The organism is Oceanobacillus sp. NCCP-135 (genome assembly GCF_059698015.1).
In genome coordinates this window covers 16,164-41,864 of record NZ_BAAKSZ010000012.1, presented here as the reverse complement: position 1 = coordinate 41,864, position 25,701 = coordinate 16,164, and the positions used below count along the sequence as shown (strand labels likewise).

23 protein-coding genes are annotated in these 25,701 nt (G+C 37.2%); 16 read left to right on the top strand and 7 right to left on the bottom strand.

Features of this window, described 5'->3' with window-relative positions:
- Window positions 1-8: 8 nt before the first annotated feature.
- Window positions 9-413 carry a GNAT family N-acetyltransferase gene (locus AC6HVZ_RS10275; RefSeq protein WP_497558063.1) on the bottom strand — a complete coding sequence of 135 codons (405 nt, stop codon included), beginning with the start codon at window positions 411-413 and terminating at the stop codon, window positions 9-11.
- Between the two features lie 240 nt (window positions 414-653).
- On the bottom strand, window positions 654-1,940 hold the full coding sequence (brnQ, locus tag AC6HVZ_RS10270; RefSeq protein WP_497558062.1) for a branched-chain amino acid transport system II carrier protein: 1,287 nt from the start codon (window positions 1,938-1,940) through the stop codon (window positions 654-656).
- A gap of 656 nt (window positions 1,941-2,596) precedes the next feature.
- Here brnQ and AC6HVZ_RS10265 point away from each other — a divergent pair.
- The gene (locus tag AC6HVZ_RS10265; protein ID WP_497558061.1) at window positions 2,597-4,456 is read left to right on the top strand and encodes a cation:proton antiporter; all 1,860 of its coding nucleotides are present in this window, start codon (window positions 2,597-2,599) and stop codon (window positions 4,454-4,456) included.
- A 34-nt stretch (window positions 4,457-4,490) separates the two neighbouring features.
- Here AC6HVZ_RS10265 and AC6HVZ_RS10260 read toward each other — a convergent pair whose 3' ends face one another.
- The gene (locus AC6HVZ_RS10260) at window positions 4,491-4,673 is read right to left on the bottom strand and encodes an SE1832 family protein (RefSeq protein WP_497558060.1); all 183 of its coding nucleotides are present in this window, start codon (window positions 4,671-4,673) and stop codon (window positions 4,491-4,493) included.
- A 276-nt stretch (window positions 4,674-4,949) separates the two neighbouring features.
- Here AC6HVZ_RS10260 and AC6HVZ_RS10255 point away from each other — a divergent pair, with 276 nt between their 5' ends.
- Window positions 4,950-5,783 (top strand): GNAT family N-acetyltransferase, encoded by an 834-nt coding sequence (locus AC6HVZ_RS10255; RefSeq protein ID WP_497558059.1) that lies wholly within the window; start codon window positions 4,950-4,952, stop codon window positions 5,781-5,783.
- Window positions 5,784-5,810: 27 nt separating this feature from the next.
- On the opposite strand, the gene AC6HVZ_RS10250 is transcribed toward AC6HVZ_RS10255, so the two are convergent.
- Window positions 5,811-6,860 carry an AI-2E family transporter gene (locus AC6HVZ_RS10250; RefSeq protein WP_497558119.1) on the bottom strand — a complete coding sequence of 350 codons (1,050 nt, stop codon included), beginning with the start codon at window positions 6,858-6,860 and terminating at the stop codon, window positions 5,811-5,813.
- Window positions 6,861-7,116: 256 nt separating this feature from the next.
- On the opposite strand from AC6HVZ_RS10250, the gene AC6HVZ_RS10245 reads away from it, so the two are divergent.
- The 5 genes from AC6HVZ_RS10245 to AC6HVZ_RS10225 all read left to right on the top strand — a co-directional run bounded on the left by AC6HVZ_RS10245 (window position 7,117) and on the right by AC6HVZ_RS10225 (window position 12,913).
- Window positions 7,117-8,853 carry a phospho-sugar mutase gene (locus AC6HVZ_RS10245; RefSeq protein ID WP_497558058.1) on the top strand — a complete coding sequence of 579 codons (1,737 nt, stop codon included), beginning with the start codon at window positions 7,117-7,119 and terminating at the stop codon, window positions 8,851-8,853.
- Between the two features lie 286 nt (window positions 8,854-9,139).
- Window positions 9,140-9,919, top strand: a complete 780-nt coding sequence (locus tag AC6HVZ_RS10240) for a TerC family protein (RefSeq protein ID WP_497558057.1) — start codon at window positions 9,140-9,142, stop codon at window positions 9,917-9,919.
- 82 nt (window positions 9,920-10,001) lie between these two features.
- Window positions 10,002-10,361 carry a DUF488 domain-containing protein gene (locus tag AC6HVZ_RS10235; RefSeq protein WP_497558056.1) on the top strand — a complete coding sequence of 120 codons (360 nt, stop codon included), beginning with the start codon at window positions 10,002-10,004 and terminating at the stop codon, window positions 10,359-10,361.
- Between the two features lie 418 nt (window positions 10,362-10,779).
- Complete coding sequence (locus tag AC6HVZ_RS10230; RefSeq protein WP_497558055.1) at window positions 10,780-11,220, top strand: OsmC family protein; 441 nt, start codon at window positions 10,780-10,782, stop codon at window positions 11,218-11,220.
- 304 nt (window positions 11,221-11,524) lie between these two features.
- Window positions 11,525-12,913, top strand: a complete 1,389-nt coding sequence (locus tag AC6HVZ_RS10225; RefSeq protein ID WP_497558054.1) for an L-cystine transporter — start codon at window positions 11,525-11,527, stop codon at window positions 12,911-12,913.
- A gap of 329 nt (window positions 12,914-13,242) precedes the next feature.
- On the opposite strand, the gene ligD is transcribed toward AC6HVZ_RS10225, so the two are convergent.
- Together ligD and AC6HVZ_RS10215 are read right to left on the bottom strand one after the other, a co-directional pair.
- Window positions 13,243-14,751 (bottom strand): DNA ligase D, encoded by a 1,509-nt coding sequence (gene ligD / locus AC6HVZ_RS10220; RefSeq protein ID WP_497558118.1) that lies wholly within the window; start codon window positions 14,749-14,751, stop codon window positions 13,243-13,245.
- On the bottom strand, window positions 14,694-15,041 hold the full coding sequence (locus AC6HVZ_RS10215) for an ATP-dependent DNA ligase (protein WP_497558053.1): 348 nt from the start codon (window positions 15,039-15,041) through the stop codon (window positions 14,694-14,696). Before AC6HVZ_RS10215 ends, ligD begins: the two co-directional genes overlap by 58 nt.
- Before the next feature lie 159 nt (window positions 15,042-15,200).
- Here AC6HVZ_RS10215 and ku point away from each other — a divergent pair, with 159 nt between their 5' ends.
- The 3 genes from ku to AC6HVZ_RS10200 all read left to right on the top strand — a co-directional run bounded on the left by ku (window position 15,201) and on the right by AC6HVZ_RS10200 (window position 18,286).
- Window positions 15,201-16,046 (top strand): non-homologous end joining protein Ku, encoded by an 846-nt coding sequence (gene ku, locus AC6HVZ_RS10210; RefSeq protein ID WP_497558052.1) that lies wholly within the window; start codon window positions 15,201-15,203, stop codon window positions 16,044-16,046.
- Between the two features lie 360 nt (window positions 16,047-16,406).
- Entirely contained in the window at window positions 16,407-17,426 is a 1,020-nt protein-coding gene (locus tag AC6HVZ_RS10205; protein ID WP_497558051.1) for an acyltransferase family protein, read from the top strand.
- A 32-nt stretch (window positions 17,427-17,458) separates the two neighbouring features.
- Complete coding sequence (locus AC6HVZ_RS10200) at window positions 17,459-18,286, top strand: sugar nucleotide-binding protein (protein ID WP_497558050.1); 828 nt, start codon at window positions 17,459-17,461, stop codon at window positions 18,284-18,286.
- Window positions 18,287-18,501: 215 nt separating this feature from the next.
- On the opposite strand, the gene AC6HVZ_RS10195 is transcribed toward AC6HVZ_RS10200, so the two are convergent.
- The gene (locus AC6HVZ_RS10195) at window positions 18,502-19,845 is read right to left on the bottom strand and encodes a YjiH family protein (RefSeq protein ID WP_497558049.1); all 1,344 of its coding nucleotides are present in this window, start codon (window positions 19,843-19,845) and stop codon (window positions 18,502-18,504) included.
- 127 nt (window positions 19,846-19,972) lie between these two features.
- Here AC6HVZ_RS10195 and AC6HVZ_RS10190 point away from each other — a divergent pair, with 127 nt between their 5' ends.
- The 6 genes from AC6HVZ_RS10190 (at window position 19,973) to AC6HVZ_RS10165 (ending at window position 25,490) form a co-directional block, all read left to right on the top strand.
- A complete protein-coding gene (locus tag AC6HVZ_RS10190) occupies window positions 19,973-21,616 on the top strand; it encodes an ABC1 kinase family protein (RefSeq protein ID WP_497558048.1) in 1,644 nt (547 codons plus the stop codon).
- A 13-nt stretch (window positions 21,617-21,629) separates the two neighbouring features.
- The gene (locus AC6HVZ_RS10185) at window positions 21,630-21,932 is read left to right on the top strand and encodes a phasin family protein (RefSeq protein ID WP_497558047.1); all 303 of its coding nucleotides are present in this window, start codon (window positions 21,630-21,632) and stop codon (window positions 21,930-21,932) included.
- A complete protein-coding gene (locus AC6HVZ_RS10180) occupies window positions 21,919-22,125 on the top strand; it encodes a hypothetical protein (protein WP_497558046.1) in 207 nt (68 codons plus the stop codon). The genes AC6HVZ_RS10185 and AC6HVZ_RS10180 overlap by 14 nt, the downstream gene beginning before the upstream one ends.
- 214 nt (window positions 22,126-22,339) lie before the next feature.
- A complete protein-coding gene (gene coxB, locus AC6HVZ_RS10175) occupies window positions 22,340-22,972 on the top strand; it encodes a cytochrome c oxidase subunit II (RefSeq protein ID WP_497558045.1) in 633 nt (210 codons plus the stop codon).
- 33 nt (window positions 22,973-23,005) lie between these two features.
- Window positions 23,006-24,925: a cytochrome c oxidase subunit I gene (locus tag AC6HVZ_RS10170; protein ID WP_497558044.1), complete on the top strand. Its 1,920-nt coding sequence runs from the start codon at window positions 23,006-23,008 to the stop codon at window positions 24,923-24,925.
- Entirely contained in the window at window positions 24,918-25,490 is a 573-nt protein-coding gene (locus tag AC6HVZ_RS10165; RefSeq protein WP_497558043.1) for a cytochrome c oxidase subunit 3, read from the top strand. Before AC6HVZ_RS10170 ends, AC6HVZ_RS10165 begins: the two co-directional genes overlap by 8 nt.
- Window positions 25,491-25,701 lie beyond the last annotated feature (211 nt).

Here is a 25,701-nt window from a genome sequence, read left to right as displayed (position 1 = left end):
TTTTTGTACTAACTTCCAGACTGCATATCATAATTCCTGAAAATCATACCATTTGTTCTCATCATACCAAACTTTTCATAGTAAGGAACCAAATCATCATCACAGCATAAATCAATCATATATATGTCCTTAAGTTCTTTTAGCATCTGATTTACTAATTCCTTGCCTATACCTGAATTTTTGTATTCTGGTAAAACTTCAAGGAATGGAATGTAGGCAGATAGCACCCCATCACTGGTTGCGGTAATAAATCCAACTATCTGATTCGTTTGATCATCTAACGCAATAACCACTTTACTGCTATTTTTTAGCAGTTTTAAATGAGTTTGTGGATTTGGAGAATTAGGCCAATCCACGAAAAAACCTTCCAACATATCAGATGTAATACCATCAAGAGAATTTTTGTATATCATCCATATCAACCCCTAAATTGTTTTATAAAAAATGATTGGGCAGATGATTTAATATCAAGAGTATAATAACAAAACAGTTACCTCCAAACATTTCTAAAGATACTATAAGCTATTCTATATTAAAACTGAAAATCTTTGCTATTTTTAAATAAAAGACCAGATTCTTAAAAGACCTGGTCATAAAATTGATATACTATTTAACAAGTTCCTCCATAACAACCGCAACTACTTACCTCAAATTTAAACGGTTCTCCTCCCAGAAAACAACAATCCAATCAATCCCCCGACAATTGCCGGAACAAGCCAGCCTAATCCCAGGGAGAAGAATGGAAGTTTTTCCATGAATGGTGTAATTGCTGATAAATCCACATTAAATGCTGCAAGTCCATCATACAGGCTTACAATCGCTGTAAGCAGAATGGCACTACGGTATACGCCTTGCGAGCCGCCAAATAGCCTATGCATAAATGTAAGCAGGATAAGTACAATGGCAATTGGATATATAAATGTAAGTACTGGTACCGAAATACTTATAATTGTATTTAATCCTTGATTTGCAATGATGTAGCTTGCAATGGTTACGATTAAAATGATCCAGTTATAAGAAATCCCTGTAATTTTAGTGAAAAATTGCCCTGCAGCTACTACTAAACCAACGGATGTCGTGAAGCAGGCTAATGTAACGATTATTCCAAGTAATAGTGCCCCAAAACTGCCAAACATCAAATTTGCTGCACCTGATAAAATCTCTCCACCATTTGTGAACGTTCCATGTGCAGCCATTTTTGCTCCGATCCAGCCAATGGAGGCATACACAGCTATTAAACCAATTCCGGTAATGAGTCCGGCTTTCAAGGTTGATTTTACAAGTCCCTGTTTGGTTGTAATACCGCGATCCTTAAATGCATTTACGACAATAATTCCAAAAGCTAATGCTGCGATCGCATCCATCGTTAAGTAACCCTCCACAAACCCTGTGAAGAAGGGGGAGGAAGTATACTTTTCTGTTGGTGCAGATAATGGATTATCCAGTAATAAATATCCCCCGACACTTAAAGCAACGATGGCTATTAATAAAATTGGAGTCAGATATTGTCCAATCCGATTCACCATTTTTGAAGGATTCAAGCTGACGATAAATACAAAAAAGAAGAAAACGGTTGTAAAGATTAATAAAGCAATCGTTGAAGTTCCATCTAAAAATGGCTCCAAACTCATTTCATAGCCTACAGTTGCTGCACGTGGTATCCCGAAAAAAGGACCTATTGCAAGGTAAACGACGGAGGTGAAAATGAGTCCAAACATCGGATGAACCCGATCCGCCAACTCCCTTGCGTCATTTTTCACAAATGAAATGGCTGTAACTGCAAGGATTGGCAAGCCAACACCAGTGATAACAAAGCCACTGATTGCTGCCCAATAGGTAGTTCCGGAATTAATACCGAGTGTTGGTGGATAAATTAAATTTCCTGCACCGAAGAATAATGCAAAAAGCATAAATCCAATGATAAACGTATCTTTATTCATAATGAAGGTCCCCCTGATAATTTGTTTAAATCCTTGGCTTATATGATATTTAAAAGTTATACGGCTATATTATTTAGTATAATTTAATATTGGGAGAATATAATTTTCGATATTATCAGATAATAAACGTTGTACTTACTTATTGAATTGACTAGATGATGTGGTGAATTTGAGAGATGAAGCGATAATGTTGAGAGGCTTTCTGCATAAGTTGAGAGAGGGGGTGTTAAAGTTGAGAGATAAACAGGTTTTTCACATTTATCTCTCAACTACCTAGAGTTATCTCTCAAGTTTCAGTATTATCTCTCAACAATCTGAGGCTATCTCTCAAGTCTGAGCACTATCTCTCAACAATCTGAGGCTATCTCTCAAGTCTGAGCACTATCTCTCAACTACCCTGCACTATCTCTTAAGTTTTTAGTGCCGTAACTTTTTCTATTTATAAACCGAAATGAATATTTTCAGAACTATCATAAAGCATGGTAATCTTAACAATAACGATTTAGACTGTCAATTGATTTTTTTATTTATTTATAACATTTTCATGACAAAATATCAGAATGTTTCTTTTTAACTTTTTAAGGACAGAATTGTTTACATTCAGTGCTTTCCTATATAGAATGTCTTTATAAAAATTATTTGAGTGGGGGGATGAAATGATTCCGTCTTTATTGTTTGAAATAACGCTAATAGGGCTCTTGGGGATTGGATCACAATGGATAGCATGGCGTTACAGTATGCCGGCTATTGTAATAATGTCTGTTGCGGGACTGATCGTTGGTCCAATTTTCGGTATTATTAATCCTGGAGAAGATTTTGGCGGTTTGTATAGTCCAATTATATCTGTTGCTGTTGCAATTATTCTTTTTGAAGGTAGCTTAAATTTAAGCTTTAAAGAACTTCGCGGGATTGGTAAACCAATCTTTAGAATTTCTACGGTGGGAGCCTTTTTAGCTTGGATACTTGGTTCATTAACAGCACATTATATAGCAGGCTTGTCATGGGCGGTGGCATTTGTTATTGGTGGCTTGTTCATTGTTACAGGACCTACTGTTATTTTACCATTGCTAAGACAATCAAAATTAAAACCGAGACCTGCGAAAATATTGAAATGGGAAGGCATAATCGTTGATCCAATAGGAGCATTGCTTGCTGTTTTTGCATTTGAAATTATTGTATATATCACTGCTGTTGATCCAGATGGAACTAAGCTATTACTGTTCTTCGCTGCATCCTTCTTCGCAATTGTGTTAGGATGGGCACTTGGCAGAGGGCTGGGATGGATGTTTGAAACAGGTCATATCCCGGAATTCCTCAAGTCACCAGCAGTTATTGTCACAGTTATTTTCTGTTTCACAGGGGCAGATTTGGTCATGCATGAGACAGGGCTGCTATCTGTAACGGCAATGGGGATAACATTAGCAAATATGGGAATAAGTTCCATTTCTGATATGCGTCATTTTAAGGAAAACATTTCAATTCTGTTAATTTCGACCATATTTATTATGCTGACAGCTTCTTTAGAATTGGAAACATTGCTTCATATATTTGAACCGAATATTTTAGGGTATGTCCTGTTAATGATGTTCATTGTTCGTCCACTATCGATATTTCTATCGACCATTGGAACAGGGTTAACATTCAATGAAAAAGCATTGGTTGGCTGGATTGCACCAAGAGGAATTGTGGCCTTAACCGTATCTGGCTACTTTGCAACAATTTTATTGGAAGCCGGTTATGAAGATGCAAATATCTTAACTACATTAACTTTTGCATTAGTATTTTTTACTGTTCTTGCACATGGTTTCACGATCGGGCCATTGGCGAAAAGACTTGGACTTTCAATGGAGGGGAAACCAGGAACATTGATTGTTGGTAGTAATCCATTCACTGTTGAGCTTGCTAAGTCATTGTCTAAGGAGAACGTTCCTGTTCTGATTGTAGACTCTTCATGGCAGAATTTACGCAAAGCACGTGAGGCGGGAGTACCATTCTATCATGGGAATATGCTTTCTGAACAGACAGAATATAACCTGGATACGATCCCATACGACTTTTTACTTGCTGTAACTGATGATCATGCCTTTAACTCATTAGTATGTACTACATTCATGCCGGAATATGGCAGAACCAATGTATTTAAAATAAGTCCGTATACGAAACAAAGAAATGAATATTCCAGTGGGATTGTCTCCAAGGTTGGAGGAAGAATTTTATTTGATAAGAAATTTTCAATGGATGATTTAAATGATAAACTGAGCAATGGCTATGTGTTTAGAATAACGAATTTAACGAAGGCATTTAATTACAAGCAGTATGTAGAAGAAAAAGATAACTCGACTGTATTCCTATATTTGATTAAACCGTCCGGTCAGCTTAAATTCTATTCTGAGGAAATGCGAACCGTACCGCAAGTTGGTGATAAAATAATTAGCCTGACACCTCCGAGTAAAGAAAAGGCAAAAATACAGGCAAGGTTAGAAAATCAACGAAACAATAATGGAAATGGAAGTTAACATAAAGAGGCTGTCTTCGGGCAGCCTCTTCTATTTACGCTTCCATTTCGTCCAATTTCCGGTTAACCTCCGCTATTTCCCCTTCTAACCGGATGAGCTGCTCCTCAGCGGATGATACTCTTCCCCGAACATACTCCAATTTATCCATATCACTTTGTATCCGAACATAGTCTGACTTCAATTCAATTAATTTTTCCTCTAATTCTTTTCTTCCCATAATTAATCACCTCTGTAATCTAGTGTAGCTGAATTTGTCTTTACAATACAAGAAAATTAGCGAAATCATTGATGAGATCTAACGCATATAAAGGTGAATATTAATTAAATGCTGACTAAATACTTCATGCATTCATTTGGTGTATCAGTTTACCTTCTACATCAAAACAGTACGTAGCAATAATTCCTTTTCTATTTAATATTCACAGGCATAATGGTAGAATACAGTGAACAAATAGTTTTGTGGAGACGTTTTAGTCGATTGGGGGGATTATCAATGAAAGTAATATTCGCAGCATCTATTCATGACTACGCAGAAAAGGTTGAATCTTTGCTATTAAAAAAAGAAGCGTGCAATAATTTGATGCTTGGGTTGATGGGGCGACTGGTAGATAATAAAATGCATTGTTATCTGGGTTATGTTGAAAATGAGGGGGAAGTCGTTTATGCGTTTATGCAAACACCTCCAAACAACTGGATACTAGCCGATGTTGGCAATCAGGATCCGAGTATAATTGAAGCAATAGTAAAATTTATTTATCAGAAAGACCTGGAAGTTCCAGGAGTATTGGGACCTCTGGCTGAGACTGAGAAATTCGCAAAATTTTGGCAGGGCTTGACGAATAAAGAGACAGTTATACATATGAATCAATTAATATACCAATTAGATGAAGTGAAGATTGAACTATCTACAAGTGGAAAATTAATTAGAGCAACAGAAGAAAATCATCCATTAATAACAGATTGGCTATATAACTTTGGGCGTGAAGCAAATGAAAGAATAACGCATAATAAAGCGGAGGAAATAGCAAGTGGATTTATCAATAATCAAAGCATTTATTTATGGGAGATAGATGGACAGCTTGTTTCCATGGCAAATCGATCCAGAAAGACAAAAAATGGTGCAACAATTAATGCGGTATACACACCAGATGAGTTTAAACGAAAAGGGTACGCAACAAGTACTGTAGCGCACCTGAGTCAAAGGATACTCGATCAAGGGTTCCAATTTTGCAGTCTGTACACGGACAGTGCAAACCCAACCTCAAACAGCATTTATAAAAAAATTGGCTATTATGACGTGGGTTCATCGATTGTGTATAAATTTTAAAAAAGCGAGCAGCAGTGCTCGCTTTCTTTATATCAATGCATCATCTTTCCTTTTTTTCGATTTTTCATAGGTTTTGTAAAAATGGATAATGGTTGTTTTTACAACCGAATAAAATGGCACTGCGAATAGAATGCCTAAAAAGCCTGCAATACTTCCCGCAGCCAAGATAACGGTAATAACGGTTAACGGGTGCAGATCCAGTGCACGCCCCATAACATTAGGCGAAATTAAATTACTTTCAATCTGCTGTGCAACGATCATCACAATGGAAACCCAAACAATCATCATGGGATCCTGAAAGGCACCAACAATCAAAGCAGGGATGACAGAAATAAAAGGTCCGACAAACGGAATGACGTTCATCAGCATTCCGAATAAGGCGAGTGTTAACGAATAATCCAACCCAATAATGAGATAACCAATAAATAATAATACACCGACAGCAAAGCTAACAATTAACTGACCCTGTATAAAGGAGGTTAATGTTTCATCAACCTTGGAAAACAATGAACGAATATTATTCGCTTTTTTTGTGGTAAAAATTTGCGTTATAAATGGCAAGAATTTATCTCCATCCTTTAACAAAAAGAAAAGGAAAAAGGGTATTAACACAATCCCGGCAACAATATTAATCACCTGTCCAATAAACCCACCGATAAATCCAAAGATGTTTTTAGATATATTTTCAATATGGGATGGAATACTAGCAGTAAAGTCATTTATTGCCGTCACTACCTGGTCAGGAATACTTGTGTAATTTTCTTGCCAGTAATCAATAAACTTTTCCCCTGATGTGATCATGCCAGGAATACTATCAATAAGATTGGTAAATTGCTTTTGTGCGATTGGCCAAATGTACATCACAAATAAAAATAAAAGCAAAATTAATAATAGAAATACAAGTAAGATAGAAAAGATCCGATTGATTTTAAATCTTTCAAAAAAATGCATGACAGGTTTGGTTAAATAATACAAAATACCTGCCCCGATAAATGGAAAGGCAACAGCTCCAACATATTTCAGAACCGGAGCAAAGATAAAATCAGCTGTAGACATTAGCAAAATTAGCAGGAACACTAAAATAAAAAATACTAGAATCTGAAACCACCGTTTGTTGACCAAAACTATCACAACTTTCTTCCGTAAATTATATATCTATTATTTTACCGATAAATGCTAATAAAAGGAAGTAAACTTTATTACAGCTTTATTATTTTTACCAGAAAGCAATCAACTTAAACGACTTGGTTAATGGAATCATAGAATATTGATCAAAAGTATGCTAAAATTTGAACATATATAATTAATTAGAACTTGTTGGGGGATACCTTATATGAACAGTTGGGAGAAAGTCTATCAAAAATGGAATACCTTTCAAAACCTTGATCCATCACTAAAATTGGATTTGGATACTATAAAAGATAATCAAGTAGCATTAGAGGATGCTTTTTATAAAGAACTAACTTTCGGTACTGGTGGCATGCGAGGAGTTCTTGGACCTGGTATTAATCGAATGAATATATATACAATTAGGAAGGCTGTTAATGGACTGGCTAACTATTTACTCATTAACACGGTAAATGTGAAGGACCGTGGGGTTGTTGTTGCATATGACTCTAGGTACATGTCGCGTGAATTTGCAATAGAAACCGCAAAAGTCCTCGGCTCCTATGGAATAAGAACACATGTATTTAATACATTACGTCCAACACCACTGCTTTCATATGCAGTACGCTATTTGGGTACGGTGGCAGGCGTATTGATTACGGCAAGTCATAATCCCCCTGAATACAATGGTTTTAAAGTATACAATGAAGACGGTGGGCAGATTACACCAGATGAAGCATCAAAAGTTATCGCTTCCATTCAACAAACAAAAGACGAGTTATCCGTACCTTTTATGGAAAGAGAAGAATTGGAAAAGCAGGAATTAATGAAGTGGCAAGGCAAAGAAATTGATGATGCATACCTGAAACAGTTAAAGCAAATTTCCAAACTGAAACCGAATGAAGTGGAGAAAAGCAAGGATCTGCAAATTGTTTTTACACCATTGCACGGGACCGCCTATGACCTTGTAACAAGAGGATTGGATCAATTAAATTTCACAAATGTTGATGTCGTGCAAGAACAAGCAAAACCAGATCCGGAGTTTTCTACGGTTGAATCACCGAATCCAGAAGAGCATCAAGCCTTTACATTGGCGATCAAGCTTGGAAAGGAAACGAATGCGGATGTTTTGCTGGGTACGGATCCAGATGGCGACCGTCTAGGAGTTGCAGTGAAAGATGGTACTGGTGAATACAGGGTTTTAACAGGAAATCAACTGGGATCATTGTTGCTGGACTACATTCTCTCACACAGTGATCCAATTATTTTAAAATCTGCACGAATGGTAAAAACCGTTGTAACATCTGAGCTTGGCCGTGCTGTTGCAGATGCCTATGGTGTAAAAACAATCGATACATTAACTGGATTTAAATATATTGGTGAGAAAATCCGTCAATTTGATGCTACCGGAAAGACATTCATATTTGGCTATGAAGAAAGCTATGGTTATTTAATCAGTAGCTTTGCACGTGATAAAGATGCGGTTCAAGCAGCTGTAATGGCCTGTGAAATGGCTTATTTTTGGAAGAAACAAGGCAAAACACTGCTAGATGCATTAGATGTCTTGTATGAGAAGCACGGGTATTATTTGGAAGGAATGTCTTCACTAACATTAAAAGGAAAAGAAGGATCACAGCAAATAGCTAAAATTATGGAGGAAATCCGACATAATCCATTAACAGAGATTGCGCAATTTAAGGTAGAAAAAGTAGAAGATTATTTAGCAGGTGAACGGACTTTGACTGGAGGAGAAAAAGAAACCATTCAACTACCAAGCGAAAATATGTTGAAATTCATTTTGGAAAAGAACAGCTGGATTTGCCTGCGTCCATCAGGTACAGAACCAAAGATTAAATGTTACTTTGGTGTTTGTACTAGCAGTTCCGAAGATAGCAAGCAAAAATTAGCTGCATTAAAAGGGAAAATGGATGGGCTGATTCAAAGTATTATTTCATCTAATTAATGTGCGGGTTGCATAGATCTCAAAAATACCGGGAAAAATAGTTAAAAACATATAGCCTGGTAGGGTCATGGTTTGACATTTTTTACAAAAAGGGCTTTAATAGAGTCAATATAATATTCCTAAAGGGGAGTAGCTGTACAATTAAAGTCGTCATTACGAGATATTATCTCCGGCTTGATTGGCAACGAACGTTGTTTGCGAGACCTTTACCACTTAACAGGTAAGGGTCTTTTTCTATGGTCTTTACCTGTTGGTAGGATCATTTTTTATTTTAAGGAGAATAAGTATGGGAGCAGAATTATTAATTGAGTATTTATGGGTATTAGTTGTGTTAATTGGTCTTGAAGGTCTATTGGCTGCAGATAATGCATTGGTGTTAGCGATAATGGTTAAGCATCTTCCGCCAAAACAAAGAAAAAGAGCTTTATTCTATGGGTTGGCCGGAGCATTTGTTTTACGTTTTGGTTCATTATTTGTTATATCGTTCCTTGTGGATGTTTGGCAGGTGCAAGCATTAGGGGCACTTTACTTACTAGGTATATCAGTTAAGAATTTATATGACAGATTTAAACCGAAAAAACAAGAAGAAGAGACAAAAGAGCTGCAAAAGAAATCCGGAAGCGGTTTTTGGATGACCGTTTTAAAAGTGGAATTTGCCGATTTAGCTTTTGCAGTGGATTCCATTCTTGCCGCTGTAGCATTGGCGGTAGCCCTTCCACCAACTGGGTTAGGTACTATTGGAAGCCTGGATACCGGCCAGTTCATAGTTGTGTTTGCTGGTGGTATGATTGGTCTGATAATTATGCGGTTTGCAGCAAATATATTTGTTGAGTTGCTCCATAAACGTCCAGGTCTTGAAATAGCAGCATTTGTTATTGTGGGCTGGGTTGGTGTAAAGCTTGCATTAATGGTATTTGCCCATGATGATATTGCCTGGATTCCACATGAATTCCCGCACTCTACCGTATGGAAGGTTATATTCTATGGTGTGTTGGTTGCAATTGCAGTCATTGGCTGGTTCGCATCAGGACGTATGGTTAAAGAAGAGTCAACAAAAGAGCAATAATTTTTCTAAGCAATCATCCCTTGGGTGGTTGCTTATTTTTAATGAAATAGGGTAATGAAAAAGGAAAGGAGAGATATGTTAAATGCCTGTACAAATTAAAAGAATATACGAGGATTCGAATAAAAGTGATGGGGTTCGTGTATTGGTGGATCGTGTGTGGCCAAGAGGAATGTTGAAGGAAGATGCTGAGCTTGATCACTGGATGAAGGAAGTAGGACCGACAAACGACCTCAGAAAATGGTTTGGCCATGATCCAAGCAAATATGACGACTTTAAGGAAAAATATAAAAAAGAGCTTACAAGCGGAAATCAGCAGGAAGAGCTGGAAAAATTAAAGGATATTACAAAAAAACATAATAAAAATGTGACCTTGCTATATGCAGCTAAGGATGAAAAGCATAATCAGGCACAGGTGTTGAAGGAGATCTTGGATCATCAGTGATGGAAGGAAAGCTTTGTTATTTGCTTTTAGAATACGAATGAAAAGATAATGAACTGTACTTATTCCAGTGCATTCAATTAAGAAGGAGAAGTAACCTTTATTATTGAATTTATAAATAACAGGGCAGGTTAGGTTTAGGCAAAAAGCTAACCCCTGACCGACCACGTATTGCTACAGCATTGGCAGTTGCTTTAATTATGCTGCTCTTTCCATCAGCTATTGTATAAATTTCGATAATTATAGGTGCGGCAATACTAGGTTACTTTTTGTTTTCAAAACAAGCAGAGACAAAGCTACCATCCTTTTCTGATTCTATTACAAAAAAACAAGGAGTTATTTCATTATCCATTGTTATCCTAGGCGAAATAATTGCTTATCTCTTTATTTAACAGATAAAATGAAGTGTGAGGTGAGTACATTGGCAGAACATCATTTTTATTTAAAAGCAGACTGGCCAGGTGGGAGAAATAGTGAGGGGTACATCGAAGCAGGGAATCTGCAGACAAAAATCTCAATTCCACCTGAAATGGATGGGCCAGGGATTGGGACAAATCCTGATGAAATGCTGTTAGGAGCCGCAGCAACTTGCTATATTATAACACTGGCTGCCATGATGGAGCGCCTTGATCTCCCGCTTGAAGAGATGTCGCTTGAATCGGAGGGGATTGTCGATGTGACAAAAGGTATATTTACCTATAAAAAAATCATTCACAAGCCTTCAGTTGTTTTAAAAGCAAACGCATCAGATAAGGAACATAATTTGTTAAAAAAATTAGTCGAAAAAGCGGAGAAAGGTTGTATGATTTCACGTGCTATTGAGGGAAATGTTGAAATCGAACTCCTGCCTGATTTGCACTGAAATGAGGGGTACTTCTTCAGGTGAGGGGGTATCTTTTTTGTTAGCAGGGATTTTTAAAATAGAATCATATAATTTATGCATTATAATAATCAGGGAATCATATCAGTTCTGAAAATACAAATGAATCACAGTGAAATCATTTCCTTGACACTTCAGCAAAATCGTTGTATCTTATTAAAAGTCATACTAATTTTATCGGAATTATATAATATAAGTGGTACGACAAATCCATTGGTTGCATATGATAAGTTCAACATTAGTTGCAAACAATAGGGGTAATGATAATAAAAGGGAGGTAAGTGAAATGGATTTATTTTTTGTTTCATTAAATATAGCGATTTTATTAGGGATCATTGGCGTACTTCTTTGGATGCAAAAGAAGCATTTTTCATTTACGAAACGCGTATTCACAGGTCTAGGAGCAGGTATTGTGCTTGGAGCTTTATTGCAAATGGCTTACGGTGCTGGCTCCGAAGTATTGGCTGAAACAACTGAATGGTACAATATTGTAGGTAGGGGTTATATTAATTTCCTAATGATGATTGTTGTGCCAATTGTTATGGTATCAATTATTCAATCGATAATTAATCTAGAAAAGACTGCGGAGCTTGGAAAGATGTCTGTATGGATTATCGGAATTCTTATCGGAACTACTATGATCGCAGCAATAATTGGTATTGGAACTGCAGTTGTATTTGATCTGGATGCAGGACAAATTGAAGCAGGCACTGCAGAGACAGAACGGGGAACAATGCTGGAAACTCGTGCGGCAGAAGATCAGTCAGCACCACAGAAAATTCTTAACTTCATTCCGTCCAATATATTCTTGGATATGACTGGGCAAAGATCTACATCAGTCATTGCAGTCGTTATATTCTCCATTCTTGTTGGTATTGCTGTACTAGGGGTTCGCAGGAAAAATCCGGAGCAAGCTGAAATGTTTACGAAAATAATTAATTCACTTTATGCTGTCGTTATGCGTATCGTTACATTGGTATTACGCTTAACCCCATTTGGCATTTTGGCATTGATGGCAAACACAGTGGCAGGTACAGATTTTGCAGGGGTTTTGGAGCTAGGCAAATTTGTTATTGCTTCCTATGTTGCATTATTTATTATGTTTATTATCCATTTAATATTAGTAGCTGTATTTGGTTTAAGTCCGATGACCTATTTGAAAAAGGTAATCCCAGTACTGGGCTTTGCTTTCACATCTCGTTCAAGTGCCGGTACGATCCCATTGAATATTCAAGCGCAAAAGAATTCTCTCGGTGTTGATCAGGGGATTGCAAACATGTCAGCCTCCTTTGGGGCAACAATGGGGCAAAACGGCTGTGCTGGGATTTATCCAGCTATGTTAGCAGTAATGATTGCTCCAACAATGGGTATCGATCCATTATCACCAGGGTTTATCATCCAATTAGTGCTTATTATTGGTGTTAGTTCCTTTGGTGTAGCCGGTGTTGGTGGTGGAGCAACCTTTGCAGCAATTATCGTATTGTCTTCTATGGGTATGCCTGTAGCATTAGCTGGTCTGCTAATCTCGATTGAAGCATTAATCGATATGGGTCGTACTGCACTTAATGTAAATGGTTCCATGCTTTCAGGAACATTAACATCACGTATATTGAAGAATTTAAATCTAAAAAAATTTAATGATAAAAATGCAATTGAAGAAAATGCTTCACTATAATTATTACAGTCGTTCCTAGATGGGAGCGGCTGTTTTTTTATGGGGTTTTGTGGGAAATTTGTCGTTTGTGTCTGGTTTGCTGATGTTATACGATTGCAGTTCTCTCCGCGGTGAGATTATCTTAATTTGATGCAGTATCCAGAGCAGTTTTGTCCATGAGGGATGCAGTCACGGACATTTTGTGTCTGGATTAGAGCAGTTTTGTCCAAGAGGGGTGCTGTCACGGACAGTTTGAGCATGGATTAGAGTAGTTTTGTCCGTGTACAGGCTATAACATAGTTTATTCAGCCCAATTCCTGAATTTAAAGCTCTCTATATATAAATATTATTTATTTTTTAACAAGCTTCAAAACCTTATCCAGCTTTTGCTCTTTTCCTACATCAAAATATTCCTTGAACGGACAACCAAGCTTTTGCACACGTTCCACCACATTTTTGATTGTAAAATGTTCTGGCTTTAAATCTTCGTTTACTTCTTGCCAAAATAATGGTGTCGCAACAGTTGCATCTTCAGTTTTTCGCGGAGAATAGGGGGCTATTATTGTTTTATCCATCCCATGCTGTACGTAATCAATATATAACCGCTCATTTCTATTTTTTTTCAGACGTTCTGTTGTAAATTGACCTGGATAGGCGCTTTCAACCGTCCAGGCGATGGCTTGGGTAAAAATAGCTGTTTCGTCATAAGTCATACTTTCTTTTGGAATAGGAATGTGAATTTGTAATCCCTTATTTCCGGAAGTTTTTACAAAAGAAACAAGCCCGAGGTCATTAAGCAATGGCTTTATCAAAAGTGCTGCCTGTATTGCCAGTCCAAATCTATCTCTATCAGGCGGATCTAAATCAAAAACAATTTCTTCAGGATGACCGCTCCCCACCGTTTGAAAAGGAACATGAAATTCAATTGTTCCATGATTGGCAAACCAAACTAATGAATCCAGATCATTACAAATAATCAGGTTACCCTCATCTGTTTTAATTGAATTTATATAGGAAGGTGCATAATCAGGGAGATGTTTTTGAAAAAAGTGCTTTTCGCTTACACCATCAGGACAGCGGACGAGTGTTAACATGCGACCTTGCAAAAAAGGAAGCATGTATGGAGAGATTTCCCTTATGTATGCAAGCAAATCCCCCTTTGTTAAGCGCTGATCCGGCCAAAATATCTTAGTCGTATTTGAAAGTCCAACACGAGGGGGAAGCAATGCTAGATCTAGATTTAATTTTTGAATTGTAACGTCTTTAGGTGAAGCATCTGGAAGTAAAGAGGAAAATCGGGGTTCCCGAAGCTCGCTTTTATCCATATCAAGTGTATGAATTGCAGCGCAAATAGCTGGAGGAAGTTTGAGAACTCCCGAATCTTTTTCTCCTTTTGCAACAAATAATTGTTTAAGTGTTTGAAATGTTTCTGGATCAAGACCATGTTTACATTTTCCAATTTCCCTTGTCGAATTATTTTCATAAACTTGTATCGTAAAATAGCTATTTTTTGTATCAAAATGAGTTAGTAACCCATGAATGGTTCGCCAGTTTTTGATTTTAAACCAGTCATGATGTTTTTTTCCGGTACTATAAATGCTTTTCTTGCGTTTGGCAATGATTCCTTCTGCTTTGTAGTCAAAGATAATTTTCCATAATTTCATAGGGTTCTTATAACTTGGAATAAACTGAAGACGATTAGTTTGGCTGAACTTTTTCATTAATTTTTCTAACAAAGCTTTTCGCTTGGAAAAACTTTCATTTGTTTGTGATTTTGCAGATTGCTCTAACATGTCAAAAACTAAAAAGCTTGCAGGTCGGGATGCTGCTGCTTTTTTATGGAATCTTTGCTTTTTAATCTGCCACGCTGCTGAATTAGGGAGAAATTTGCCTGGTAGGAATTATTTAAAATGACCAGTTCTCCATCAAGCTTTATCGGTAGAAGCGAATGAATCAGGGATTGTTGTTCCGAACAAGAGTCAACTATTTCTGGAAAGTTAGCCGTTAAATCCTTATCGTTTCTGCTGACTAGACGGATACTATCTTTTTTCCAATTTAAAACGCATCGAAAACCATCGTATTTCACTTCATATAACCACTCATCTCCAGTAGGAATTTCTGAACTTGGCTTTGGTTTCATTATATCCATTAAAACTCACTCCCTCTTATCTTTTAAAATGGCTCATAATGAAAAAAATAAACTACTGTCAGGATAAAAATAATCATTACTGACAAACTAAAACCAACGTTGCCTGGCTATAGTGTCAAATTTTTACAAGAACCGAAGTTGTAAAAGGGAGGTTTTTACATGCATACGATGTGGAAGGGAACGATTAGTTTTGGGCTGGTCAATATTCCCGTAAAAATGCATGCTGCAACAGAAAATAAAGATGTTAAACTGCGGCAGCTGCATAGAGAATATCAGTCGCCGATTCAATATGAAAAGGTTTGTCCCGTTTGTGAGCAGGAGGTAAAAAATGAAGACATTGTAAAAGCATATGAATATGCAAAAAACAAATTTGTTATTTTGGATGAAGAAGAATTAGAAGCATTACAGAAAGAACAGGCAGATAAGGCAGTAGAGATTGTTGATTTTGTAAAATTGGAAGAGATTGATCCCATTTATTTTGAGAAAAGCTATTATTTATCTCCTAATGAAGGGGCAGGAAAAGCCTATGGATTGTTACGCAATGCGCTAAAAGATACGGGGAAAATTGGTGTTGCAAAAATGATCATCCGGTCAAAAGAACAGATGGCTGTGATCCGTGTGTACGAAAACACTTTAGTAGCGGAAACGATTCATTTTCCGGATGAAGTGCGCAGTGTTCAGGATGTTCCAAATATTCCAGAGGAAGTGGACACGGCAAAAAAAGAATTAGATACAGCGAAAATGCTTATTGACCAATTGACTACAGAGTTTGATCCCGAAAAATATAAAGACGAATACCGTTCAGCACTGCTAGATCTAATTGAAGAAAAGAAAAACGAAGATCTAACAACAACTGCAAAAGAAAAACCGACACCTGATGCTGCAACCAATTTAATGGACGCTCTACAGGCGTCACTTGCCCGGGCAAAAAAGGAAAAACCAACGAGGCCGGCTAAGCGGAAAACAAAGACAACAACTGCAAAAAAGAAAAAAACAGCAACTTAAAAATGTCTCCTTAAATGGGGCATTTTTATTTTCCGCAACTTTATAGCGCAAGAGGGGTGGAATTAATGAAGTAATAGTGATGAACTTTAGAGCGAAAGCGGTAAAGCTGAGAGATCGTACGTAAAAGTTGAGAGACAAACCGGTTTTACCCATGTATCGCTCAACTATCCATGTTTATCTCTCAAGTTCCAGCGCTATCACTTCCTGCCATCCAATTTCCGCCAATCATTTTACAAAATTACTTCATTATTTCACTCCACTTACAAATCAATAACAACTCCATGAAATCGGTTCACATTAATTTAAAAACGGGTAAAGTTGATAATACACATGTTATGAACATAAAAGGGATGAAAAACAATGAAGAGGAATGCATTTTTAGATAATGCAAAAGTAGTATTGATTTTTTTAGTCGTTTTTGGTCACATAATTCAGCCGTTTGTTGAAGGATCACAAGAGATGAATACACTGTATATGTGGATTTACACATTTCATATGCCGGCATTTATCTTGCTTTCAGGTTTTTTTGCGAAAGGATCAGGGAATAAGGAGTATATCATCAAATTAGCAAAAAAATTATTGCTACCATATTTGATTTTTCAGCTTCTCTATACAGGATATTACTTCTTCATAGGGAAAGAAGGCTGGCAGACGGGAATGTTTTATCCGCATTGGTCATTATGGTTCCTGTTTAGCTTATTCAGCTGGCATATCCTCTTATTTTGGTTTAAAAAAATACCAGCTGCACTAAGTGTTATGATTGCTGTTTTAATAGGTGTTATTGTTGGCTATTTTGGTGAAATTGGTCATGCATTTAGCCTGTCACGTACATTTGTCTTTTTCCCGTTTTTCCTGATTGGTTATTGGATCACGGAAAATCAGATGATGTGGGTGAAACACAGAGCTGTAAAAGCAGCATCACTGGTGATGATGGTCTTAGTAGCTACAGCAATCTATTACGCCCCCGAGTTTAATTCAGGATGGCTGTTGGCTTCGAAATCCTATGGTGATTTAGGAATGGCGGAATTTGGTGGATTTGCTCGACTTGCAGTCTATCTAACTGCAACCGTTATGACAGTTAGTATTCTGGCATGGGTGCCTGCTAAACATTTGAAAATATCCAAGCTGGGCACAAGAACATTGTATGTATATCTTTTACATGGATTTTTCATTCAATATTTTCGTCAGGCAGATTTATTTGAAGTCAATAATGTGGTGGATTTAATTGGTTTAGCTGCGATCTCAGCGTTAATTGTACTTGTTTTATCAAGCAAACCGGTTCTGGGAGTGTGGCAGCCAATGATTGAAGGGAAGTTTTCCATTATTAAAAATGCAATGAAACAAAAGGCGAACAAGAATTCAACACAGACAGACTCTTAATATTACAATAGTAGTAAAGGGAAGGTGTTATCATGAAGGTTTGTGTATTTGGCGCGAATGGGTATGTCGGGGCTTCGGTATATAAAAGCTTGAAGAAGGTACCAACGATCGATGTAAGCGGAACGTATTTAAGTGAACCGCCATTATTTGATGAGCTTTATAAGCTTGATATTAATGAACCTGAATCATTTTCAAGTTATTACAAACAAGAAAACCCGGATGTGGTCATTTGGTCGGTAATGGACGGTCCGAAAGAACATATGCTAATAGACCAGGGATTGATGCATCTGCTCACTTTTCTAACGCCGCAAACAAAGCTTATTTATATTTCTTCGGATTTTGTATATAGTGAAGGTAAAGGTCCTTATGATGAGGAGGATTCCTTATCAACATTGCCTGATGACCATCTATTCAGTAATTATACAAATGCAAAAGTAAAAGCAGAGTACCTGATAAACAATGAACGATCAAATTACGTGATTCTCAGAGCAGGACCAATTTATGGAGAAAACCAAATTGGCAAATTGGATGATCGAACAGATAAGTTATCCTATCATTTACGATCAGATAAAACGATTGCCTTTCGAGATGATCTAATTCGAACCTTTGTCCACGTAGAGGATCTGGCGAGTGTTATAACTGAATTGGTTCAAAATGATGTGACAGGTGTGTATAATATCGGCCAATCTGAAGGCAAAAGTTACTATCAATTCATGAGGTTATTGGCAGAACAAATGGGCTATAATCCAGAACTTGTTGAAAAGGAATCGGAATATGAAAAGGTTGATCAGGAAATTCCAAAAGATACTTCATTAATTACGAAAAAAATAACAGAAATTACGAAACAAAAGTTCAGATGAAACGTATAACTAATTACCCCCCCTTTTTTTAAAATATAGAAAAGCAGACAATCAATTGCTGGTTGTCTGCTTTTTGTATTAATTATCTTTTTGAACAGGGGCTTTAGTGTTTGTTCGTAATGCAGCAAACGATCGCATAGAGTGCCTCTTTAACCCGATTTCGCTCCGTTGGTTAATAGATATCGGTGGGACGGGCAGTGCCGCGCAGTCTTGAATTAAAATATCATGTGTGCAATTAGCGTAATGATCGGTAGTGTTATGAGTGTACGCAGTAAAAATATAATAAATAAATCTTTAAACGACACGGGAACTTTTGATCCTAATAGCAATCCACCGACCTCAGACATGTAGATTAACTGTGTGACAGATAGTGCTGCGATGATGAACCTGGTAATTTCTGCCTCGATTGATGAACCGATAATAGCCGGCAGGAACATATCTGCAAAGCCGATTAGAATTGTTTCGGAAGCGGCAGCGGCATGTGGAATTTGCATCAATTCCAATAGGGGAATAAATGGCATTCCGAGCCACTGAAATACAGGTGTGAATTCAGCGATAATCAACGCAACTAAGCCGAACGCCATTACAACGGGAGCAACACCCATCCACATATCTAAAATATTTTGACCGCCTTCTTTAAAGAACTTAAAGACACTCGATTCTTTCTTTCCGCGATCCAGCGCTTTTTGATAACCATATGTAAAAACATTATGCTCCTTAGGAATTTCTTCATCTATACCAGTTGCTGAATCTGTTATATAAGTGTTTACTTTCCTGGAAAGAGGTGGAATCCGTGGCATGATTAATGCTGCAACCAACCCGGCTACAAAGACGGTAGCATAAAAAGGAACAAACATATGCTCAAGGCCAACCTCAGTAATAACAACTAACGTAAACGTAATCGAAACGATCGAGAATGTCGTCCCAATAACAGCTGCTTCCCTTTTTGTATAATAGCCATCCTCATATTGTTTACTTGTTAAAAGCACGCCAATTGTTCCATCACCAATCCAGGATGCTAAAGCATCAATTGATGAACGTCCAGGCAGTTTGAATAACGGCCGCATAATTTTTGTCATTAATGTACCAAATAGCTCAAGTAAACCAAAGTTCATTAACAATGGCAAAAATAGCCCGGCGAATAAAAAGACAGAAAACAATACATGCAATAGACCCATAAGCGTTTGCCCGGTTAACTCTCCATGAATTGCTTCAGGACCTAATTCGAAATAGATCATAATCGCAAAAACGGCTGCAATAGCTCTCGTTACCGTCCAAAATCCACTGGTGTAGAAGAGTTTTTGAAAAAAAGGAGTTTGTGCAAAAGCATTATTCCCTATGACCTTGGCCATTATAGTAAAAACAGCTGTAATAAAAATAATAAATGTCATGATGGCTGATAGCTGATTTGCGAGTATTTCCTGAACCCAGTTCGCTAAAAGAGCGATCGGAATGGTGAATCCATCATCTGTTTTCACTGGTGACATGAATAAAAATATTCCAAGTAATGATGGGATGATGAATTTTATATGATCAGCTATAGAATAATTATGTTTCATAGGTACCTCCTTAGATGCTGTTTTTTCCTATTATAATGGAAGAATAGAAAGATGTATATTATTTTACGGAAATGATAAAGTGTTATAATAAATTTATGATAGGGTAAAGTATGATGAGGTGTTATTGGTGAAGAATTCTTTAAAATATAGTCTGATTTATCGTTGCACCGTTATTGTTTGGCTGGCGGTGAAGTTTATCTTCCAAATATCTTTATTTCATTTTCTTCATCGAACCTGGGATGAACGAACAAAGAAAAAATGGGATAAACTATTAGTGAAACTGGCGAAGGAATATCGAATAAAAGCTGTTAGACTAGGTGGCGTTTTAATTAAGGTAGGACAGTTTCTGAGTACAAGAACTGATTTTATGCCTGATGTGTTTATCAAGGAGCTTACTGGATTAGTGGATCGTGTACCGCCAATGGAATTCAGTTATGCCAATTTTCTACTGGAAAAGGAATGGGGAACGGAAATTGATGAGCATATAATGGAAATAGAAAAGTCATCCATTGCCTCTGCTTCGATTGGTGAGGTGTACCGGGCGATATTAAAGGATGGAACACAGGTAGCGATAAAAGTACAGCGCTACCGGATTCAAGAGATTTTTCATAAGGATTTTAGAGCATTAAATATTGTTTTCTGGATTTTATCTGTTTTTACGTCATTCGGTAAAAAGGCAGATTTGAAGGCACTATACCGTGAACTTATTTATGTAATGGACAGGGAACTGGACTTTGAAAAGGAATTAAGCTTCGGGGAATATTTCAAAGAACGTTATAAAGATAATAAATCCATACATATTCCGTTTTATTGTAATGAGTTATGTACGAAAAGGGTACTTGTGATGGAGTGGATAGCTGGAAAGAAAATTACGGATCTTGCATTTATGAATAAACATGATATAGATGTGCAGCAAACAGCAAAATGTTTGTTTGATTTTTATCTGGATCAGTTTTTAAATGTCGGTAAATTCCATGCAGACCCTCATGCGGGAAATGTTTTAATTAAAAAGGATGGCACGATTGGGATCATTGATTTTGGTATGGTTGGAGAGATAACCAAACAGGATACGTATTATTTTAAACTGCTTGTCCAAGGGTTAATTATCGACAATTATGATATCGTATTTGAAGCGCTGAATGAAATGAATTTTATCCTACCAAATGCAAATAAAAAGAAACTGAAAAAAACAATCAAGCAAACGTTGGAAATGTATCAGAATGGGTCATTTAACCATATGGATGCTCAAATATTGGATCAAATTAAAGAAGAAATAATTGATCTCATAAAAGATCAGCCAATTCAATTGCCTGCAGATTATGCTTATCTAGGTAGAGCGATATCGATTGTAATAGGGATATTATTTGCAATATATCCTGATTTCGATATGGAAGCATGGGCCAAGCCAAAAGTGAAGAAATGGTTTGGCAGTAAAAATTTAGTGGAAATATTTTATAAGCAATATGCAAAAGAAACGGTAGAACCTCTTTTATCATTTCCACGGGCGATGTTAAATTGGCTGGAGCGTGGGGAAAAGGATAGACAATGGGAGAAAGAAAAACAGCAGATACAAATGAAGCATCACTTTTATTTACTCCTTGAGGTGATTTCATTTATTATGATAGTATTAGGGATTGCAGCAGTGAGTTATGGTTTTCTTTTTAGTCTGCCTGGTATGATAATAATTGCGTCCGTACTAACAGTCATATTTATTGTTATAATAAGTATTATTCTGTTTAAGCATTTTCGAATGATTAAGCTCAGAATGTGAGGGGGTGTTGGAGATGAATGAAATTCTCAAAAAAGGATTCTTGCTAGGACTTGGAGCAGCAGTAAGCAGCAAGGAAAAATTTGATCAAAAACTGCAGGAATTAGTTGAAAAAAATGAACTAACCCAGGATCAGGCACGATCTGTCATGCAAAAATTTGTTGAAAAAGGCGAAATGAAAAAGGACGAATGGAATACAAAGCAATTCGAACAAACACAGAAAATGGCAAAAGACTTAGGCCTTGCAACAAAAGAAGACATTAATGAACTCAGAGCACGTATAACAGAACTGGAAGAAAAATTAAATGAAAAAGAATAATACATTGAAAAAAAGTGAACCTGTAAAAGGGTTCATTTTTTGTCTGGGAAGCGAGCGTATATCGTCCGGAGAGCGGGGAATATCGCCTGGATCGAGCGTATATCGCCGTGAAGAGCGGGGATATCGCCGGGAGATCGAGGATATCGCCGTGAGAGCGGAAATATCGCTGGGAGATCGAGAGATATCGCCGTGAGATTGAGAAATATCGCCCGGAGCGAGCGTATATCACCCGGAGCACAGAAGTATTGATGGGGAACCATCATAAAGTGAGCTCAAGAAGTGTTTATAGGTAACTTCATTAGGGAAAGTGCTAAGCAACTATAATATAAAAAGGTTTGAGATCAGCGATGAAAAAATTAGCATAACTACCGAGTCTATTATTTTTAACCGGATGCAATATAGCGGTTTTGGAACCACAAAGTGAAACAGCCAATGACCAGGCTTTTTTAATAGTTTTTAGTTTTTTGCTTATGATGATCGTTGTATTAACGGTCTTTATTTTATTTGTGCGATTTGTATATAAATACCGTTATACAGAAAATAAAAAGGATTTAATGCCAAAGGATGTGAAGGGTAATAAAAAACTGGAAGCCACGTGGATCATTCTCCCAATTCTGCTATTGGCTGTTTTAGCGGTCCCAACAATTGCGATTACATATGAACAATCGCCGGTAGCAGGTGACCAGACCGATCATGAAAATGAAGGTACACATATTTACGTGACTGCACAGCAATTTACCTGGAACTTTGAACATGAAACTGGCAAGGAAGTGCAAAATGATTTGGTTATTCCTGAAGGGGAGTCGATTATCCTGCACTTCACCTCCAAGGATGTGATTCACTCATTCTGGGTGCCTCAATTAGGTGGTAAAGTGGATGTGTTGCCTGAGAAAGAACTCGTTTATATTATTGAAAATCCGGAAATAGGCACCTATCAAGGTAAATGTGCGGAGTATTGTGGAGTGCAGCATGCCAAGATGACTTTTACAGCAAATGTGGTATCAATGGAGGACTATGAACGGTATGTGAATGAAGAATAGACTGTCTATTTGTGAAGAAGAGGTGAGCTAAAAATGGATATACCATTGTTTGGAGATACACTATTTGTACCAACAGATGTTATAGCTGCATGGGTTTTCACAATACTTTTGGCAATTCCAATTGGTTTATTTATACTTAAAAAGAAAATAGTTGGACTCATTTTTGATTATGTTAAAACGACAAATCATCGGAAAATAGGAACATTATATATTTTATTTGGGATTGTTTACTTTTTTAGAGCCGGGGTGGATGCACTGTTTATTCGGGCGCAGCTGGCATTTCCCAATAACGACTTTTGGGTGTTTCAGGGTGAAAAGTATAATGAGGTATTTACAACACATGGCACATTAATGATATTTTTTGTGGCAATGCCTTTATTGCTTGGATTGATGAATGTTGTTGTTCCATTGCAAATTGGTGCAAGGGATCTGGCATTTCCACTTTTAAATGCGGTTGGGTTCTGGCTGTTCTTTGCAGGATCTGTCTTCTTAAATGTCTCATTCTTTATTAATATGACACCAGAGGTAGGATGGACAGGCTATGCCCCATTATCAACAGAACAGTTTACCCCTGGGCCTGGAACAGATTTCTATGTATTTGGCTTGCAAATAGCGGGACTTGGTACAATCTTCACAGCACTTAACCTGATTGTGACGATTATTAGGCATCGTGCACCGGGAATGAAGATGACAAGAATGCCTCTTTTTACGTGGGCAACTCTGATTACTTCATTTCTCATATTAATCGCATTCACCGTACTGGCAATTGCTCTTTACTTACTTATGTTTGATCGACAATTTGGAACAGGATTTTTCTCCGGAAGTGAAGGGAATCCTGTATTTTGGCAGCATTTATTTTGGATTTTTGGCCATCCGGAAGTTTATATTCTGGCATTGCCGGCATTTGGGATTTTTTCCGATATTATTTCAACCTTTTCGAAAAAAGTCATTTTTGGTTATCCCATTATGGTAATATCCATCGCATTAATTGGCTTTTTAGGATTTATGGTCTGGGCACATCATATGTTTACGGTTGGACTAGGCCCAATGGCAAATACCTTTTTTGCGATAACAACGATGGCTATTGCTGTACCGACAGGGATAAAAGTCTTTAACTGGTTATTTACAATCCGGGGCGGGGTGGTTCGGTTTACGACACCAATGTTATTTGCATTAGGATTTATTCCTTCCTTTGTCATGGGAGGAGTTACGGGAGTTATGCTTTCCGTCTCTGCTGCAAACTTTCAATTTCATGATACACACTTTGTTGTAGCACATTTTCATTATGTCATTATTGCCTCAACGATTTTTGGGATTTTTGCAGGGCTTTATTATTGGTATCCAAAAATTACCGGATTTGTATTGGGTGAAAAATTGGGAAGATGGCATTTTTGGACATTTCTTATTGGGTTTCATTTAACATTTTTCCCTATGCATATAACAGGTCTTGAAGGTATGCCACGCCGTGTATATACGTATACAGAGGCAGATGGAATTTTCCTTCTGAATTTCACAAGTACAATTGGTGCATTTCTAATGGGGATCAGCATGTTATTTCTTGTATGGAATGTATATAAGACACATACAAACGGTGAAAAAGTGGGCAATGACCCATGGGATGGTAGAACGTTGGAATGGTATGTGCCGTCACCTGCACCTGTCCAGACATTTGATCCAATGCCAATCGTTAAGGAAATGGATCCACTATGGTATACAAAGTTGGAAAATAGATCCTTGCGCACAACGACAAATACACGTCCTGCTCCAATCGAAACAGAATCCTTTATCCCGATTTCGATGGCTATGGCTGTATTTATACTAAGTCTTGGATTAACTTTTTCCTTGTACCGGCTGGCTATTATGGGTGGAATAGGAATCTTAAGTCTATTCATTGTTCGTTCGTTTACGGATGAACGTGAGCATGTGTATGGGAAGGGGGATTCTCATGAATGACTATGAATCAGCTTTGTTTAAGGATAAACAAATTGGCTTCTTGATTTATTTGGGCGCTGAGGCAATCATGTTTACCGTATTGTTTGCTACCTATTTGATATTTACACCAGCCGAACAGGGACCACATCCAACAGAAGTTTTCAAAGCTGTCAGTGTAATTTTATCCTCCTTCTTTCTGTTGTCGAGCAGTGGAACATTAATAGCTGCTGAAAAGGGTTTGGCAAAAAATAATCAAAGGAAATTTATCACTTGGTTTGCAATAACTCTATTATTTGCCATGATTTTTCTTGGCTTGGAAATTCATGAGTTTTATACATTAGTCAGTGATGGTTACGGAATTAGCGTAAATGTTTTTATGTCTTCCTTTTATGTGTTGGTTGGACTCCACGCAGCCCATGTCGCCTTTGGGATCGGTTGGATGATTGTGTTGTTCATCCATTACATGAGAAAAATACCCATGTCCTTATTTAGCGAAAAACACAAGATATTTTCCTGCTACTGGCATTTTGTTGATGTAATCTGGGTGTTTATTATTTTGTTGGTCTATCTTCCGTATCTATTTTGACAGAATGATTGATAATATTATGTAATTATATTTTGTGAAATGCCGACTGCTGCAGGAATCGTTTCACTAATTATTTTAGGCTCAATATAATGCTTTTTAGTACAAAATAATATTAAATAATGTCGTAATAAATAGGAAACCATTGTCAGGAAAAGTAGTTTTCTGTAAATTCTGGTTATTTACAACATTTTTATTGATTCTCTGGACAAAC